Source organism: Streptomyces filipinensis, assembly GCF_014649495.1.
GTDB classification, from domain to species: domain Bacteria; phylum Actinomycetota; class Actinomycetes; order Streptomycetales; family Streptomycetaceae; genus Streptomyces; species Streptomyces filipinensis.
This window is the reverse complement of record NZ_BMTD01000007.1, coordinates 321,882-338,554: the sequence shown is the minus strand read 5'-3', so window position 1 is coordinate 338,554 and position 16,673 is coordinate 321,882. Positions and strand designations below refer to the sequence as shown.

The 16,673-nt window shown below is 72.0% G+C and carries 17 protein-coding genes; 6 read left to right on the top strand and 11 right to left on the bottom strand.

The features are described 5' to 3' along the window. Window positions 1-121 precede the first annotated feature (121 nt). Both IE244_RS18745 and IE244_RS18740 read left to right on the top strand, forming a co-directional pair. Window positions 122-2,557, top strand: a complete 2,436-nt coding sequence (locus IE244_RS18745) for a SpoIIE family protein phosphatase (RefSeq protein WP_191874664.1) — start codon at window positions 122-124, stop codon at window positions 2,555-2,557. Window positions 2,558-2,711: 154 nt separating this feature from the next. Further along, window positions 2,712-2,867 (top strand): DUF6131 family protein, encoded by a 156-nt coding sequence (locus IE244_RS18740; protein WP_167349468.1) that lies wholly within the window; start codon window positions 2,712-2,714, stop codon window positions 2,865-2,867. Window positions 2,868-3,219: 352 nt separating this feature from the next. On the opposite strand, the gene IE244_RS18735 is transcribed toward IE244_RS18740, so the two are convergent. Continuing rightward, on the bottom strand, window positions 3,220-3,507 hold the full coding sequence (locus IE244_RS18735; protein ID WP_191874663.1) for a hypothetical protein: 288 nt from the start codon (window positions 3,505-3,507) through the stop codon (window positions 3,220-3,222). Between the two features lie 226 nt (window positions 3,508-3,733). Here IE244_RS18735 and IE244_RS18730 point away from each other — a divergent pair, with 226 nt between their 5' ends. Further along, complete coding sequence (locus IE244_RS18730; protein ID WP_229854206.1) at window positions 3,734-4,144, top strand: YrdB family protein; 411 nt, start codon at window positions 3,734-3,736, stop codon at window positions 4,142-4,144. 43 nt (window positions 4,145-4,187) lie between these two features. Here IE244_RS18730 and IE244_RS18725 read toward each other — a convergent pair whose 3' ends face one another. The 5 genes from IE244_RS18725 to IE244_RS18705 all read right to left on the bottom strand — a co-directional run bounded on the left by IE244_RS18725 (window position 4,188) and on the right by IE244_RS18705 (window position 10,828). Beyond that, the gene (locus tag IE244_RS18725; RefSeq protein ID WP_229854194.1) at window positions 4,188-8,675 is read right to left on the bottom strand and encodes a caspase, EACC1-associated type; all 4,488 of its coding nucleotides are present in this window, start codon (window positions 8,673-8,675) and stop codon (window positions 4,188-4,190) included. After that, the gene (locus IE244_RS18720) at window positions 8,662-9,060 is read right to left on the bottom strand and encodes an effector-associated constant component EACC1 (protein WP_229854193.1); all 399 of its coding nucleotides are present in this window, start codon (window positions 9,058-9,060) and stop codon (window positions 8,662-8,664) included. Before IE244_RS18720 ends, IE244_RS18725 begins: the two co-directional genes overlap by 14 nt. Before the next feature lie 204 nt (window positions 9,061-9,264). After that, window positions 9,265-9,519, bottom strand: coding sequence for a hypothetical protein (locus IE244_RS18715; protein WP_191874661.1), 255 nt, complete (start codon window positions 9,517-9,519; stop codon window positions 9,265-9,267). 84 nt (window positions 9,520-9,603) lie between these two features. After that, window positions 9,604-10,356 (bottom strand): hypothetical protein, encoded by a 753-nt coding sequence (locus IE244_RS18710; RefSeq protein ID WP_191874660.1) that lies wholly within the window; start codon window positions 10,354-10,356, stop codon window positions 9,604-9,606. Between the two features lie 61 nt (window positions 10,357-10,417). Then, window positions 10,418-10,828, bottom strand: a complete 411-nt coding sequence (locus IE244_RS18705) for a nuclear transport factor 2 family protein (protein ID WP_229854192.1) — start codon at window positions 10,826-10,828, stop codon at window positions 10,418-10,420. A gap of 130 nt (window positions 10,829-10,958) precedes the next feature. Here IE244_RS18705 and IE244_RS18700 point away from each other — a divergent pair, with 130 nt between their 5' ends. The 3 genes from IE244_RS18700 (at window position 10,959) to IE244_RS18690 (ending at window position 12,270) form a co-directional block, all read left to right on the top strand. Beyond that, window positions 10,959-11,603: a TetR/AcrR family transcriptional regulator gene (locus IE244_RS18700; protein ID WP_191874658.1), complete on the top strand. Its 645-nt coding sequence runs from the start codon at window positions 10,959-10,961 to the stop codon at window positions 11,601-11,603. 103 nt (window positions 11,604-11,706) lie between these two features. Beyond that, on the top strand, window positions 11,707-11,949 hold the full coding sequence (locus IE244_RS18695) for a hypothetical protein (RefSeq protein WP_229854191.1): 243 nt from the start codon (window positions 11,707-11,709) through the stop codon (window positions 11,947-11,949). Window positions 11,950-12,054: 105 nt separating this feature from the next. Next, a complete protein-coding gene (locus IE244_RS18690; RefSeq protein ID WP_191874657.1) occupies window positions 12,055-12,270 on the top strand; it encodes a hypothetical protein in 216 nt (71 codons plus the stop codon). A 75-nt stretch (window positions 12,271-12,345) separates the two neighbouring features. On the opposite strand, the gene IE244_RS18685 is transcribed toward IE244_RS18690, so the two are convergent. The 5 genes from IE244_RS18685 to IE244_RS18665 form a co-directional block, all read right to left on the bottom strand. After that, complete coding sequence (locus IE244_RS18685) at window positions 12,346-12,588, bottom strand: hypothetical protein (protein WP_191874656.1); 243 nt, start codon at window positions 12,586-12,588, stop codon at window positions 12,346-12,348. 89 nt (window positions 12,589-12,677) lie between these two features. Next, window positions 12,678-13,289 carry a TetR/AcrR family transcriptional regulator gene (locus tag IE244_RS18680; protein ID WP_191874655.1) on the bottom strand — a complete coding sequence of 204 codons (612 nt, stop codon included), beginning with the start codon at window positions 13,287-13,289 and terminating at the stop codon, window positions 12,678-12,680. 58 nt (window positions 13,290-13,347) lie between these two features. Next, on the bottom strand, window positions 13,348-14,250 hold the full coding sequence (locus IE244_RS18675) for a 3-hydroxybutyryl-CoA dehydrogenase (RefSeq protein WP_191874654.1): 903 nt from the start codon (window positions 14,248-14,250) through the stop codon (window positions 13,348-13,350). Between the two features lie 35 nt (window positions 14,251-14,285). Continuing rightward, on the bottom strand, window positions 14,286-15,458 hold the full coding sequence (locus IE244_RS18670; protein WP_191874653.1) for an acyl-CoA dehydrogenase family protein: 1,173 nt from the start codon (window positions 15,456-15,458) through the stop codon (window positions 14,286-14,288). A gap of 32 nt (window positions 15,459-15,490) precedes the next feature. Beyond that, entirely contained in the window at window positions 15,491-16,663 is a 1,173-nt protein-coding gene (locus tag IE244_RS18665) for an acyl-CoA dehydrogenase family protein (protein WP_191874652.1), read from the bottom strand. Between the last annotated feature and the right edge of the window lie 10 nt (window positions 16,664-16,673).

Genomic DNA, 16,673 nt, shown 5'->3' with positions numbered 1-16,673 from the left:
GGCTCGCCGCCGGACGACACCGGCGGACCGCGCACCGGACCGGGCGGCCGGTCCGAAGACACGCCCGGGTGCATGTGAGACCGTGGTGTGAGAAAAACCGCCTGAGGATGCGGCCGACACCATGGGTCTGAGGAATCCGGACAACAAGCACCAGGACGATCCGTTCGGCATCACCTCTGCCGCCGTCGCCCTCGTGGACGGGCACGGCCTGATCCGCTACTGGAGTCAGCGGGCGGAGGACCTCCTCGGGTATCCGGCGGCCAGTGTGCTGGGGCACCCCGCGGCCTCGGTCCTCATGAGCGAGGACTCACCGGCGTCCGCGCTGTCCGCGGCGCGGCGGCTCAGCGAGGGGTGGGAGGGCGTGATCACCGCGCGTCACCGTGCGGGCCACCCCGTCGAGCTTGCCCTGCGGGCGTGTCCGCTGAGCGCCGAGCAGGGCTCGGCATGGCTCGCCGTGGCCTGTGACGTCTCCGACGCGCGCCGGTGGGAGCTCGACCAGGCAGTCGTGCGCGGTCTTCTGGAGGAGTCCCCGATCGGCATCGCCGTGCTCGACAGTGAGCTGCGCTTCCAGTGGGTGAACCAGGCGCTGGTCACCATGGAGGGTCTGCCGGCCCACCTCGGGGCCGACCGCGCCGTCGCACCGACCGGGCCGGGACAGGTACCGTCGGCCGTGGACTGGCAGGCGCGCCAGGCACTGGTGTCGGGTCGGGTGACGCCGGCCGTGGAGCACGTGCCGCCCCCGCACGGCAGGTTCCGCCGGAACGCGCAGGGACACCTCAGACTCCGCTCCTCGTTCCCTCTGAGGGACGTCGGCGGCAGGACGCTCGGTGTGTGTCACACCGCCGTCGACTTCACCGCCCAGGACCGGGCACGCGAGCGGCTCGCCCTGCTGAACGAGGCGGCGCAGCGCATCGGCACCACCCTGGACCTCGACCGTACGGTGCAGGAGCTGGCCGAGGTCCTCGTACCGCAGCTCGCCGAGTTCGTGGCGATCGACCTCTTCCAGGGCGTCCTCGCGGCCCGTGACCTCACCCCCGGACCGGTCACCGGGGGCACGCTCCAGCGGGCGGTGCACCGGTCGATCCGCGAGGAGGCGCCGGAGGCGATCGTGCCCATCGGCGAGCCCACCCAGTACCCGTCGATGTCCCCGCAGCGACGGTGCCTGGCCACGGGCCGGCCGATCCTGGACCCGGTGCTGGAACCGACCACCTGGTGGCTGGCCGGGGATCCGCAGCGCCTGGCGAAGCTCGTCTCCGTCGGTGTGCACACGCACCTGGTGGTGCCGCTGCGGGCCCGGGGCGTGACCATGGGAGTGGTCACGCTGCTGCGCTGGGAGAACCCCAACCCGTTCGACGAGGACGACCTGCTGCTCGTGGAGGAGCTGGTGGCACGCGCCGCGGTGTGCGTGGACAACGCCCGGCGCTTCGTCCGCGAGCACCACGCGGCCCTCGCCCTCCAGACCAGTCTCCTGCCCCCCGTTCTGCCCGATCACTGCGCCGTCGAGGTCGCCTACCGCTATCTGCCGACCGACGCCGAGGCGGGCGTGGGCGGCGACTGGTTCGACGTCATCCCGCTGTCCGGTGCCCGCGTGGCCCTGGTCGTGGGAGACGTCGTCGGCCACGGCATCCACGCGGCGGCCAGCATGGGCCGGCTGCGTGCGGCCGTACAGACGCTCGCCGATCTCGATCTGCCCCCCGACGAGCTCCTCGCCCGCCTCGACGACCTCGTCCTGCGGCTGGCGGACGAGGCGGAGGCAGCCACGGACGGACCGGTGGTGATCGGCGCGACCTGCGTCTACGTCGTCTACGACCCGATCACGCGAAAACTCAGCGTGGCGCGCGCAGGACACCCCACGCCCGCCATCGCGCACCTCAGCGAGCCGGTCGAACTGCCGGACATCCCCGCCGGTCCCCCGCTGGGACTGGGCGGTCTGCCCTTCGAGTCGGCCGAGATCGAGCTGGAGGAGGGCAGCGTCGTCGCGCTCTACACGGACGGCCTGATCGAGGCCTCGGACCGCGATGTCGATGTCGGTTTCGAGCGACTCTGCTTCGCCCTGGCCCACCCCGACCGGCCGCTGGAGGAGATCTGCGACACCATGGTCCGCATTCTCCTGCCGGACCATCCGCACGACGACGTCGCCTTCCTCATCGCCCGGACACGCGCCCTCGCCCCCGACCGCGTGGCCTCCTGGGAGGTGCCCGCGGATCCCCGGGCGGTGCACGAGGCCCGCGACAAGACCGCCTGTCAGCTGGCTGCTTGGGGGCTGGAGGGCATCGCCTTCACCACCGAGCTCATCGTGAGCGAGCTGGTCACCAACGCCATCACGCATGCGGGCGGGCCGATCGGTCTACGTCTGATCCACGAACGGGCGCTCATCTGTGAGGTGTCGGACTCCAGCAACACCTCCCCCCATCTGCGTCGTGCCCACAGCACCGACGAGGGAGGGCGCGGTCTCTTCCTGGTCGCGCAGGTCGCCCAGCGCTGGGGCACGCGGTACACCGCCACGGGCAAGACCATCTGGGCGGAGCAGCAGTTGCCGAGCGGCGGCTCTCGCTGAGTCGACTCCCCGGGCCGGTGGCCGGGTGCGTGCGGTGCTGCTCCGTCCGACCACCGCGTCCGGATTCCCAAGAATTTCCGGTCAGCGGATGATGACAAGTTCCACTTCGGGGCACCCGCAGGGGTAGGAGTGGTTCTTCAACAGGAGGCGCGTCATGATCGCCCTCGGTATCATCCTGCTCATCGTCGGTTTCGTCACAGGTCTGTCGATCCTGTGGACCATCGGGATCATCCTCGTGATCATCGGCGCGGTCTTCTGGATCCTGGGCTCCATGGGGCACGCGGTCGCCGGCCGGCGGCACTACTGGTAGCCCTCAAGCACTCTCCCGGCCGCCGGGGCGGAACCTCCCGGTTCGCGTCCGAGGAGCCACCGGCGGCACGGCGGCGCGCACAGCCCCGTCGGCCCGCCGGCGGACGCGCCCGAGCCCCGGTGGCCCCTGAAGGGTGCGGCCGTGGTCCATGCTGTGGCCCGCCATCACGACGCGGGGCCGCGGAGCGCAGCGGTTTGGCGTCCACGTAGGCCCGGACGCTCTCCGTACGCGGGGCGGCGGGCTGACGCCCCAGTGGGACCTGCCCTCCGACGGCGGCGCCGCGAAGGTGCACCGGTTGGTGGGCGTCCACGTCCCGCCACCCCTGGCCGAGTCGCTGTGGGACAGCGTGGGTTCACTGCCGCTCGGTCAGGGAACGGGACCCGTCGGACCAGTTGCGGATGCGTTCGGTGTGCTCGCGGTTGTTGCAGGCGTCGTCCACCGACGCGTCGGTCCACGGCGCGGCCAGGGGAACGAGTCCGAGTGCCTGCTTGCAGAGGTTGGCGGCGGTGAACGGCCGGCCGGCGACATTGATCCGGCCGTGGTTGGGGTGACTGCCGTCACCGTCGTCCGCGGCGTGGGCCGGGGTGACGACGGCGAAACCGGCCACGGTGAGCGCGGCGAGCGCACTGATCTTCTTCATAGCCTGGTCAACGAGGTCGGATGGGCCCATGTCACGCCGGTCTTCTCGTTCCATCGGGTGATCCCGGTGCTCGCTCGGCCAGGGCCAGGGCGGCCAGGCGGGCCTGGCCGTCGTCGTCGGCGGTTCCGCGGAACCGCCCCCCGCTCGTCGCCGCCCTGCCATGCTGGGGGTCCCGCCGCGCCGAGAGGACTCCATGCCAAAGGACTCTGCTGCCAGAGTGGTGTTGATCGACGAGCGGCCTTGGTACGTCCTCAACGAACTCCTGGCGTTCCTGCTCGAACTCGCCGCCCTGGCGTGTCTGGGCTGGTGGGGATTCGCGGTGGGCGAAGACGCTGCCCTGCGCGTCCTGCTCGGCGTCGGCACCCCCCTGCTGGCGATCGTGCTGTGGTGGTTGTTCGCGGCCCCGAAGGCCCGGCTGCGGCCGTGGCTGCCTCTTGTGCTCGCCGTCAAGACGGTGGTGCTGGGCGGTGGGGTGGCGGCCCTGTACGGCGTCCGGCATCCCGTCGCCGCCGTGGCCATGGCGGTCGTCGTGGTCGTCAACACCACGCTGGCCGAGGTCTTCCGCCGCAGGCCGCCCGGCCCGCGCACAGGCCGGCCGTCCGCGACCCGCTCCCCGACATCGCCGGTTTCCGGCTGAGCGGCCGCGGACGCCGGCCGCCCCGGCCCCTTCCGCGAAGCCGTCAGCAGGTCTGCTGGTACTTCAGATCGCGGATGTAGCGCGCCCATTGGCCGGCGAGCAGCCCCCCACCGGCCCGGGAGCAGGCGAGGTCGCGGGCGTGGGTGCGCGCGTCGTTGAGCTTCGCCAGGCTGTTCAGGTTGACGGTGCCGTCCGCGGAAGCGGTCAGCAACGTCTTGTTGTCGGCGCTGATCGCCACGGACGTGACCGAGTCGGTGTGGTGGCTGCCGACCACGCCGAGGTCGTACGGGTGGAGGGGGTCGGTGACGTCCCAGAGGATCGACGTCCGGTCGGCACTGCCGGACACCAGCGTGTGTCCGTCAGGGCCGAAGGCCAGTCCCAGGACCCAGCTGCTGTGCCGCACGAGGGGCGGGCCGAGATGGTGGGGGTGGGCCCGGTCGGTCGTGTCCCACAGGATGACGCTGGAGTCCAGGCTGCCGGTCGCCAGGGTGTGACCGTCGGGGCTGAAGGCCACGGAGGAGACCCAGTTGGTGTGGCCGGCGAGGGGCGCGCCCAGGGGGTGGGGCCGTTCCAGGTCGTCGATGTTCCACAGTCTGGCCGTACCGTCCCAGCTTCCGGTCGCCAGCGTGTGACCGTCGGGGCTGAAGGCGACCGCGTCCACGCCTGAGCGGTGGCCCGTCAGGGGCCGGCCGATCGGCCGGGGACGCGAGGGGTCCGACGTGTCCCAGAGCGTGATCGCGGCGTCCCCGCCCGCGGTGGCGAGGGTATGGCCGACGGGACTGAAGGCCAGCGCGTCGACTCCGCCGTCGTCGGCGCGGAACTGTCCTATCTTGCGGAGGTGGTGGAGGTCGCCGGCGTCCCAGAGGATCACGGTACGGTCCAGGCTGCCGCTGGCCAGGATCCGGCCGTCGGGGCTGAAGGCCGTCCCGAACACCCTGCCCGCATGACGATCGGTCTTGGGCGTGACACCACTGGGATGCCGCGGGTCGGCCAGGTCCCAGAGGGTCACCTTGCCGTTGCCGGCGCCGGTGGCCGCCGCACGGCCGTCCGGGCGCAGCGCCATGGTCTGCACACCACTGGGATCGCCCCCGACGCGGGAGAGGAGCGGAACGCTTCCGTTGTCGGCTTCGCTCTGCCACAGGATCACCGTGTTGTCGGCGCTCCCGGTGGCGAGCAGGGTGCCGTGCGGGGCGAACGCCACGGCGCCGGTCCAGTTGGAGGCCCCGGTGATGGAACTGGCGGTCATACGGGGAGCGGCGGGTTTCGAGATCTCCCACACGGTCGTGTAGTGGTCGGCCAGTGCCACGTCGATCTGGTGCCGGAAGACCAGCAGTGCCTTCACCGGGGCGTCCCCGGCGGGGATCTGCCCCACCCACGCGGGACGGCTCGGATCGCCGGCGTTCCACAGGTCGACCTTTCCGTCTCCGCCGCCGACGACGAGCGTACGGCCGTCGGGGGTGAAGCCGAGAGCGCTCACCCCTCCCGCGTGGCTGACCGGGTTCTTCAGCCGCCGGGGGTGAGCGCGATCGGTGATGTCCCACAGGGTTGCGGTGTTGTCGAGGCTGCCGGTGACGAGCACGTGCCCGTCGGGCCGGACCGCCATGGACGCCACGTCGGAGTTCTGGGCCGTCAGGGGCGGTCCTACCGGATGGATGTGTCCCGGGTCGCCGGTGTCCCACAGCCAGACCTTGCCGTCCGCCGCACCGGCCGCCAGCGTGCGCCCGTCCGGTGTGAAGTCGAGGGTGTGGACGTTGCCCGGCCCGGTCAGCGGCTCGCCGAGCCGGCGCGGCCGCCCGGGCGAACTGACGTCCCACAGCTGTACGGCGTGCCCGGTCCGGTCGCCGCCGCCCGCCGCGAGGACACGCCCGTCGGGACTGAAGGCCACGGTGAACACGCCGTAGTCGGGCCCTCGCAGTGGCCGGCCGAGCTCCTTGGCGTGCTGCGGGACGCTGGTGTCCCACAGGATGACGGTGCCGTCCTCGCTCGCGGTGGCCAGTGTCCGGCCGCCGGGCGCGAACGCGGCACCGACCACGGCGGCGGAGTGTCCCGTGAGGGTTCTGGCGTAGGGCGTGAACAGACTGCTGAGGAGGTTCGCGGTGGTCGCGGGGGTGTGGTCCAGTCGGTCGGCCGCGATACCGAGCTGCAGAGCCAGCCTGGGATCGTTGGACCGGGCGGAGTCCGCGTCGCGCACCAAGGCCTCCGCGACGGCCGAACGTTGTTGCCGCTGGGCTTCTCTACGGCCCTGTACGGCGAAGCCGGTCGCGAGCAGTGACGCCACCAGCAGCAGGGTCAGTGTGACGACCGTTCCCGTCCGTATCCGGCGGCGCCGACGGTCGGCTCGTACGCTGGCGGCGAAGAACTCGGCGGCGAGCTCGCCGAGTTGGCCGTCGGGATCGCCGGTGTCGCCGAACTGGCCTCGTGCCAGCTCCAGTTGGCTGCCACGGTAGAGACCGCTCGGGTCGCGTCCGTCTCTCGCCCAGGACTCGGCCGCGTCCAGCAGCCTCTGCTGGACCAGGAGGCCGGCGCGGCTGGTGTCGATCCAGCCGCGCAGCCGGTCCCAGGCGCGCAGCAGCGCCTCGTGGGCGATCTGGGCGCTGTCGCCGTCAACGGTGATCAGGCGCGCACCGGCGAGCGCGTCGCGGGCGGCGGCGATGGCGGCCGCCTCGTCCGGCGGGCGCTGGCCGAGCAGGTCGGTGAGATCGAGCCGTCGACGGGTGTCCTCGGTGCTCTCGCTGATCCGGACCATGCGCAGCAGCATCAGCTTGGCGGCTCGCCGGGCGTCCGGGGTCAAGGCGTCGTAGGTGAGGTCGGCCTGTTGGGTGATCGCGTCCCAGATACCGCCGGTCGCGCCGTACCCGGCGAGCGTCAGGGTGCTGCCCTCGCGGCAGCCCCAGGTCAGCCACAGCGCGTAGGCCAGCAGCGGCAGGGTGCCGCCGGCGAACTCGCGGTCGGCCCGCAGATCACGCAGCAGTGTGTCGGCCAGCCCCGTTTCGAGCTCCAGCCCGGCCACTTCGGCGGGTTTCTCGATCGCCTCGCGCAGCTGTTCCGGCGTCATGGGCTCGATGGGGAACTGGCGGTGCTTGAGCACGTCGACCAGCTCGGGGTGGGCCAGACAGGAGGCGTAGAAGTCCGCGCGGATGCCGAGCACGACCAGGGCCGGTGCATCGGCGCCGGCGTCGTCGCTCGTCGCGGCCGCGCAGATCGCGCTGATGAAGCTCCGGCGCTCCTGCTGGTCCTGACAGGCGGTGAACACTTCCTCGAACTGGTCCACCACGAGCAGCAGTCGGCCGCCCGGTACGTCCCGGCCGCCGTGCCGCCGGTGCAGGGCGCGACGTATCAGGCCGGCCGAGCGGGCCGGGTCCGCGCGCAGTTCCGCGATCAGCTCGGCCTTGGTGTGGCCCGTCGGGCCGGCCAGCCGGCCGGCCAGGCCGTGCAGCGGATGTTCGCCGGGGGTGAGGATGAACTGGGGCCAGGTGCCGGCCCCGGGCAGCGGGAGTTCGCCGCGCTTGACGGCGGGCAGCAGGCCGGCGCGCAGCAGTGAGGACTTCCCGGCGCCGGACAGTCCCACCAGGGCGACCGGGCCGTCGCCCTGCGACCAGTCGGCCAGGCTCGTGAGCAGTTCGGCGGTGACCTGGGCCCGGCCGAAGAAGAACCTCGCGTCGTCGGCGGTGAACGGATCGAGGCCCGGGTACGGGCAGACCTGTTCGTCCGGTCGCCCTGGCGGCACTTCGGAGGGCGGCGGTGTGTGCCGGGGTGCGGCGGCCGGGTTGACGGCCAGCACCAGGTCGCCGGCCCGGCCGCTGAGGTGCCGTTCCGGTGCGGGCAGCTGCCGGAGGGGCAGGACGCGGCGCAGATGCCGGTAGGCGCCCTCAAGGGTGAGGCCCGGCGGGCCGCCCGGGTCGCCCTCGCGCAGAAACCGCAGCAGCTCTCCGGTGAAGGCCGTGTACGGCTCGTCCGGCAGGGCCAGGGCCTGTTCGTCCCGCGAGGCGGATGCCAGCACATAGGTGCCGCTGAGGGAGGCCAGCGCGAACGCGTCGGTCGCGGCCGTACCGAAGGAGCCGTGGGCGCGCCCGGCGAAGCAGCAGTCCAGGACCACGACGATGGAGCGTGCCCGGCAGTTGCTGAACGCGTCGCGGACGGCCTGGTAGGGCAGCGCCTTGAAGGCCAGGCCCTCGGCCAGGTCGTCCGTCGCGGCCGTGGCCAGGTACAGCTCGTTGCCGGGGCTGACCAGTCCATGGCCGACGTAGTAGAGCAGCAGGACGTCCTCGGCCTGTCTGGCGGCCGCGACGACGGCGTTGCCGAACTCGATCGGGTCCCTCGGGTCGAGGACCGGCGGGAGAAGGTTCTCCGGCCGCAGCCCGCAGGTGTCGACCAGGGTCCGGCCGAGCTCGTGGAGGGTGGCCGACACGGCGGGCACGTCCGGCAGTCGGGAACCGGGGCGGTGACGCCCGGTGCCGATGAGCAGGGTGCGTGATCCGGGCGAACCGAGCCCGGTCACCGGGTGCGCACCGGGCGGCTCAGCCTGCGTCACCGGAAGTCCGATCACCGGCGGGGTCGAGGGAACGGGACAGTTCAGCGGCGATCCGCTGGACCTCCGTCGCGTCCAGGCCGCTGACGTTGGTGGTGCTGAACTCCACCGATGTCCCGTCCGGCCGGAGCACCTTGACGGTGACGTCGCCGGTACGGCGGCGCAGCCAGGAGATCAGGACGCTCGCGGCGGCCGTCGCCACGCCGCCGGGGCCGAGCGCGACCGTCAGTGCCGCCACGAGTGAGCCCAGCGCACCCGGCTCCGGCTCGGGCAGTTCCAGCCGCACCCGTCCGCGCAGCTCCTCCTCGGCGACAAGCCAGTCACGCAGCGACCGAAGCTCGTCCGCGGACCGGTCGCCGACGACCTCGACCACTAACCGCTCGTCCACTCGGCCCTCCCGTCAGTCCCACCCGCCTACTTGGTCATCCTGGCAGAGGGACCGGTCACCGGAGGAGCGATTGACGCGACTCGATGCGGACCTGCTGCGGACCTGCTCCGTCGGATCCCGTACGCGGGCGACGACGGCGGTGCGCGGGGTGCGTGGGGACGTGGGTGCGCCGTCGGCTCGGGGTGGTCGTGTGCGGGTGGCGCGTCAGCGCCTGGCGGTGGTCACCTCGTCGCGCACCGGCAGCATCACCGCGTCCACCCGCAAGTCCAGGACGCAGCCGGCGCACCCGCCGAAGCGCACCAGATGACGGGTGGCCATGTCCTGGGCCCGGCCCAGCGACTCGGTGCCGACCGCGGCGGCGGTCGGCTCCAGCCGGTCGGGGTGGCCGGCAGGCCGCAGGTCCCGGCGGCCACGGTGATCGTGCCGCGACCGCCGGGAGTCCGGGCGGTGGTGGCCCACCGCGCAGGTGAACGGGGTCGCTCCCGCTGATCAGCGACCGGACCGGTGCGTCCGATCAGCTGCTCGGCCCCGAGTGGACGCGCCTCACGTCAGCGGGAGTGCCTTGACGCCCGGCAGGATGGGAAGGAGGTCGTAGCCCTGCGTGCCGGCGGCGCAGACCGGGGTCGTCTGGGCCGTCGAGGAGACCTTCGTCCCGGTCGAGAAGGGCCCGGCCCCGCCCAGCACCGTCGTGAGGTGGTCGGTGTGCGTGGCCGAGTAGTACACGCACTGGTGCAGGTTGAGGAAGGCCCCGGTGGTCAGGTCCAGGGCCTTCACCGAGGACAGGTTCGGGACGATGACGTAGTTTCCGTCACCGCTGCCGCACCTGACGCTCGTTTCGGGCGTGCTGGAGATGTCGGTCCCGGCCAGGAAGCGGCCGTCCCTGCTGGGTACCACCGTCGTGAAGTAGTTGACGGCGGATGCCGAGTAGTAGGTGCACTGATGCAGGTTCAGATAGCGGCCGCCGCGCAGGTCCAGCGGCTTGACGCCCGACAGGAGAGCGATGAGGCCGAAGTTTCCGTCGCCGCCGCCGCAGGTGGGCGCGCTGTCCTGGGTGTCGGAGACGTTCGTGCCGGCGAGGAAGCGGTTGTCCTGGCTCGGCACGAAGGTGGTGAAGTGGTCGGCCGCCGACGCCGAGTAGTACAGGCACTGCTGCAGGTTCAGATACCTGCCGGCGCGTTGCGGGGCGTCCTGGGCGGGGGCGGTGGTGACCGCGCTGGCGAGGCTCGGCGCGAGCGCCAGCGCGAGGGCGCCGACGGCGGCGGAGAGCCACTTTCTGACGTGTAACTTCTGGCGCACTCTTGTCCCTTTTCTCTGTGAGGTGAAGCGAGGGAACAGGGTTTCCGCGAGACGACGCGCGTCAGCCGGCCCGGGCCGGCTCCGTCAACTGGGCGACGATCGACGCACCGTCCAGCCAGACGTTCTCCCGTGAGATCCGGCCGGCCCGGAACTCGAAGACGTGCAGGATCCGGAAGGAGATCCGCCGGCCGTTGCCCGGGAGGCCCATGAAGGCGGTCGGGACCGTGCCCGTCATCACGTTCTCGATGGTGACGGCGTCCTCGGCGTAGTACGTGTGGGTGCGCTCCTCCTTCTCGGCGCGGAATTCCTTGCACAGCCGGCGGTAGAACTCCAGCGCCGCCGGGATCCCGTGCTTCGGGCCGCCGGGATCGCCCACCACGTCGTGCTCGATGTCGTCGGTGTACATCGCGACCGACCCTTCCGGGTCGCCGCGCTCCTCGGCGGCCATGTGCTGCCGGATGAGAGCTTCCATTTCCTCGGGTGTGGCGGAGCCCATGAGGGCCCCCTCTCTTCTCGCGCCGCACGCCTGACGGCCCGCGGCCCCCGTAGTGAGACAGTGCTACCGTAATGAGAAAGAATTCTCACAACAAGAGGGTATTCTCATGACGCATGGGGGCGCGCGAAGCACGGAGGGCGCGAAGCGCCACGGGGACGGTCGCCGGAACCAGAAGCTGCGCACCCGGCGCGCGCTCATCGACGCCGCGGTCGCCCTGCTGCGGGAAGGCCGGACGGTCACGATCGCGGAGGCCGCGGAGACCGCCCAGGTGTCCACCGCCACGGCGTACCGCTACTTCTCCCGCCCCTCGGACCTGCTGCTGGAAGCCCGCACGCTCATGCGGGCGCCGGACGTCCTGGCCGATCTTCCGGAGGAACCGGCCGAGCGGCTCGACGCGGTCGTCTCCCGGATCGCGGATGTGCAGCTCGGTGACGAGGTCATGTGGCGGGCGTTGCTGCGGGCGAGCATGGACCGCTGGGAGCAGGTCGAGAAGGGCGAGCCGGCCGACGACATCCCCATCCGCAACCGCACCCGCCTGGACCTGACCCGCACCGCCCTGGAACCCCTCGCCGGCGTCCTCCCGCCCGCCGAGCACCGTCGGCTTACCATGGCGGTCAACCTGGTGTACGGGGTGGAGGCGCTGATATCGACCCGCGACGCGTGCGGACTCGACACGGACGAGGCGAAGGAGGTCATGCGCTGGGCGGCCGGCGCGCTCCTGGAGTCCGCACTGCGGCACACGGAGGCATAAGGGGCAGCGGCACCAGCCCCGTGCGGGACCCGCGGCGGCTCTACCCGATCGGCCGGTGCGTCCCTGGTCGCCTCGGCGGACGCGGCGTCTAGGATCCGTGCCCGTGGCAGAGGTCCCGGATGATTTGATCAAGCTGGAACGATCCGCCGAGGAAGAGCGCGCGAAGCTCGCGGGCCTGACCGGTGACGAGTACGACGCCCAGCTGCGCCGCTGGCGCGAGGCGTCCGACGCCGTCCAGGCGGCCATCACCGCACACGCCGAAACCACCGGGGCCAGCCGCTTCGACGTGGAGCAGGCCGTGAAGAAGGCCGTCCGGCATGCCCAGGAGGACCCGGCCGTCGAGTAGCGGCGCGTGACCCGCCGCCGGTCGGGCGGACTCGGGCGGCCGGTGCACGCGTATTCGGCCATACTGGCCCAGAGTGGCACCCCTCCCGGCGACAAGGAGCACGGTATGCCGACGGACCCGGTAGGACGATTCCTGGCAGCCCTCGACCCGGATCACCGGGAGGCGGTCGGCGCCAAGCCGCGCGAGGAGCAGGAAATGCTCGCGGCGGCCTGGGAACGGGAACTGGAAGCGGACGACGAGCTCGACACCCTCGACGAGCTGTCCCCGCCGGCGGCGGAGGCCGAGGCCGCCCGCCGCGTCCTGGACCGCGAAGCCGGCTAGCGGCCCGGGGACTCCGCGTTCCGCCGTGCCTCCTCGCCATCCCCCGTCGCCGGTCCGGTGGCAGCCCGGACGGCGTCAAGTGCCTTCGGCTTTCCCGCCGTTCCCGCGCACGCGCAGGGGTGCCGCGAGCGGGGAGCGCTCGCCGGGGCCGTCGGTGAGGCGGAGGACCTGGCGGTCGGCCTCGGCGGTCTCCCTGTCGCGGCCGTGGTCGCGCGGGAGCGGGGCGCGGGTGGCGGGGAACAGGTGGGGGGCCCGGCCGGTCCACGCCTCCCCGGCCCGGGCCGGCGCGGCGGCCGGGCCGCCGGAGTGGCCGCTCACGACGGTACGGTGCGGCCGACCGCGACGGCACGGTGTGGCCGATGACGACGGCCCGGTGCCGGAGGGCGACCGGTGCGTGTGCCCGGGACTCACTCCTCCGGTATGCCGTCGGTCAGGCCCAGCGCCGTGGACACATGGCGCCAGATGGAGGCGAGCGCGCTGTCCAGGGTGACCGCCGGGTCGCGCAGCATGAGGCGGATGCCGTAGCCGTCGCTCAGGGACAGCACGAGTGTGCAGAGTCCGTCCACGTCGGTCGGCTCGAACTCGCCGGAGGCGATGCCGCGCCGAACCGCGTCGGCCACCCAGGTGTGCAGCTGCGCGTACAGGTCCACGGCGTAGGTCCGGGTGGCCTCGTCGCGCAGCGCCCGGACCCACAGTTCCTGCCAGAGCCGCCAGTCCTGGTGCAGTTCGGGATCGGTCGGCAGCAGGTTGCGCACGATGCGGGCCAGGATCACCGCCGCCGGTGCCGTCCCCGCGTCGCGTTCCACATCGGTGGCGGTGTTGGCGAAGGAGTGGGTCATCGCCTCGGTGAACAGCTTCTCGCGCGTGTCGAAGTGGTAGTGCAGCAAGGCCGTCGACACGCCGGCCCGCTCGGCGACCATGCGCATCCGGATCTTCTCGAAACCGATCTCGGCGATGGCCTCGCACGCCGCGGTCAGGATGCGCTCGCGCGTGTCTGCCGTGCGCACCTTGGTGGACACCCTGCCGCTCCCCTCGTTCGGTGGTCGTACGCCATGACCATCTTCCCTCAGCTTTCCCTCACCGCGGCCCCGCCGGCGCCGCCGTCTCACGCTGCGGCGGTCCGTCGTACGTGTGGAAGCCGCGCCCGGACTTCCGCCCCAGCAGTCCGGCCTCCACCATCCGGGACAGCAGGGGCGGCGGCGAGTACTGCGGTTCGCGGAACTCCGCGTACAGCGACTCGGCGATGGCCCGTGTGGTGTCCAGGCCGATCAGGTCCGCCAGGGCCAGCGGTCCCAGGGGGTGCGCGCAGCCGAGGACCATGCCGCGGTCGACGTCCGCCACGCTCGCGCTGCCCGACTCCACCATGCGGACGGCGGCCAGCAGATAGGGCACGAGCAGCGCGTTGACGATGAACCCGGCCCTGTCCCGGGTGCGGACGACCTCCTTGCCGAGGGTGCCGGTCACGAACTGCTCGGCCCGCGTCGCGGTGGTGGGCGAGGTGAGCAGCGACGGGACGAGTTCGACCAGGTTCAGGACCGGTACGGGGTTGAAGAAGTGCACGCCGATGACGCGGTCGGGGCGGCTGGTCGCGGAGGCCAGCCGGATGACCGGGATGGCGGAGGTGTTCGTCGCGAGGACGGTGTTCTCGCCCGTGACCAGGGGGTCGAGGCGGGTGAAGACGTCGGCTTTGAGGCGCTCGTCCTCCGCCACCGCCTCGATCACCAGGTCGCGGTCGTGCAGCGCCGCCAGCTCGTCGACGACGGTGATCAGATCGGCGGCGGCCTCGCGCCGTTCGGCGGTGAGCCGGCCGTGGGCGGTGGCCCGGTCGAGGGAGCGGGTGATACGCAGGCGGCCCGCGCGGGCCGCCTGCGCGTCGCGTTCCACGACCGTGACCGGCAGGCCGGCCCGCGCACAGACCTCGGCGATGCCCGCACCCATCAGGCCGCAGCCGACGACTCCGACGCGTTCGATGCCGCTCATGCGAGGTCCCCTTCGGTCCGTGTCAGCCGTCGTCATCAGGCGGTGGGCAGGTCCAGGACGCCCGAGCCGCGCTTGATCAGCTCGTTGGCGATGATCAGCCGCTGGATCTCGGAGGTGCCCTCCCAGATCCGGTCCACGCGCAGCTCCCGGTAGAGCCGCTCGACGGCGTACGTACGGTCGTAGCCGCGGCCCCCGTGGATCTGCAGGCACCGGTCGATCACGCGGCCCGAGGCCTCGCTCGCGGCGAGCTTGGCGATGGAGGCCTTGGCGTGCAGCGTCTTGCGGTCGTCGGCGGAGGCCTGGCCGACCTCCCAGGCGACCTGGTGGGTGTACGCGCGGTTGACCGCGATGTCCACGGCACAGTCCGCGAGCATGCCCTGGATCAGCTGGAACGAGGCGATCGGCGCCCCGAACTGCTCGCGCTCCACCGCCCAGTCACGGGCCAGTTCCAGCGCGCGCTCGGCGGCGCCCGTGGTGCGTGCCGCGATCATCAGTCGCTCCTCGGTGAACCAGGAGCGGGTGATGTCGTAGCCCTCGCCGATGCCGCCCAGCACCGCGTCCTCGGCGACCTGGACGTCCGTGAAGGTGAACTCGGGGTGCTCGTAGACGAAGGTGTGCATGAAGCGCGGCACGCGTGTCATCTCGATGCCGGGGGTGTCCTTGTCGACGAGGAACAGCGTCGGTGCGCGCTCGGGTCCCGCGGCGGCCAGGACGATCATGAAGTCGGCGTGGTCGCCGACGGTCACGAACCACTTCTCGCCGTTGAGTACCCAGCCCCGGTCGTTCTTCGTCGCCGTGGTGGCCAGGTTCTGCGGGTCCGAGCCGGCGCCGGGTTCGGTGACGGCGTAGCAGTCGCGGCGTTCGCCCCTGATCACCGGGGTGAGGAAGCGTTCGCGCTGCTCGGGGGTGCAGAACCGGAGCGCGTTGGCGGGCCGCCACACCATGTCCCACAGGGCGCCGGTGAGCCGCCCCAGTTCCTCCTGCACGGTGACCTGCTCGGCGATGGTGAGTCCGGCGCCGCCCCATTCGGCCGGCATGTTGACCGCCTGGAGGCCGGAGTCGAGCACCGCGTCGCGGATCTTGGCGTGGGCGTCGGCGGGCAGGCCGTTGTTCTCCTCGCACTGGTTCTCGTAGGCGGCGATGACGTCGGTGAGGGCGCGGGCGTCGGCCTTGAGCTGTGCCTGGCGCGGGGTGAGACGGAAGTCCATGGAGGTCCTCGCTTTGCGGTGAAGGGGTGGGGTCAGTGCGTGGGCAGGGCCAGGGCGCGGGTGCCGCGCTTGATCAGCTCGTTGGCGATGATCAGCCGCTGGATCTCGGAGGTGCCCTCCCAGATCCGGTCGACGCGCAGCTCGCGGTACATGCGCTCGACGGGGTAGGTGCGGTCGTAGCCACGGCCGCCGAAGATCTGCAGGCAGCGGTCGGCGACCCGGCCGGCGGCCTCGCTGGCGGCGAGCTTGGCGGTGGAGGCCTTGGCGTGCAGCGTCTTGCGGTCGGTGTCCGGCTGATCCGCCTCCCAGGCGACCTGGTGGGTGTACGCGCGGTTGACCGCGATGTCCACGGCGCAGTCCGCGAGCATGCCCTGGATCAGCTGGTACGAGGCGATCGGCGCTCCGAACTGCTCGCGCTCCACCGCCCAGTCACGGGCCAGTTGCAGGGCGCGCTCGGCGGCGCCGACGGTGCGCGCGGCGATCATCAGGCGTTCGTCCGTGAACCATTCCTTGGTCAGCTCGTAGCCGTTGCCGACGCCGCCGAGCACGTCCTCGTCGGCCACGAAGACGTCGGTGAAGGTGAACTCGGGGTGCCCGTTGACCGCGGAGTGCATGAAGTGCGGCAGCCGGGTCATCGCGACTCCGGGGGCGGCCTTGTCCACGAAGAAGAGGGTGGGCAGCCGGTCCGGGCCGGCATCGGCCTGCACCAGCAGGAAGTCGGCGATGTCGCCGCAGGTGACGAACCACTTCTCGCCGTTCAGCAGCCAGCCGCCGTCGGTGCGGGTGGCCGTGGAGGTGCCGGAGGAGGGGTCCGAACCCGCGCCCGGCTCGGTGACGGCGAACGCGTCGAACCTCTCCCCGCGGATCACGGGCAGCAGGTACTTCTCCCGCTGCCGTTCATCGCCGTACGCAAGCACGTTGGCGGGCCGCCAGGGGATGTCCCACAGGCAGTTGGTGACCTTGCCGAACTCCTCCTCCACGATGACCTGGTCGAGGAGGCTGAGACCGGCGCCGCCCCACTCGGCGGGCATGTTGATGGCGTAGACGCCGGCGTCCATGGCGGCCCGGGTCAGTTCGGTGACGAGATCCTGCGGCAGGGGGCCGCCGGCCTGCTCGGACTGGTCCTCGTAGCGCATCAGCAGCCCTGCGTAGGCGGCGGCGCGGCACTTGAGGTCGGCCTGTTCGGGGGTGTAGCGCATGTCCATGGGGCCTTCT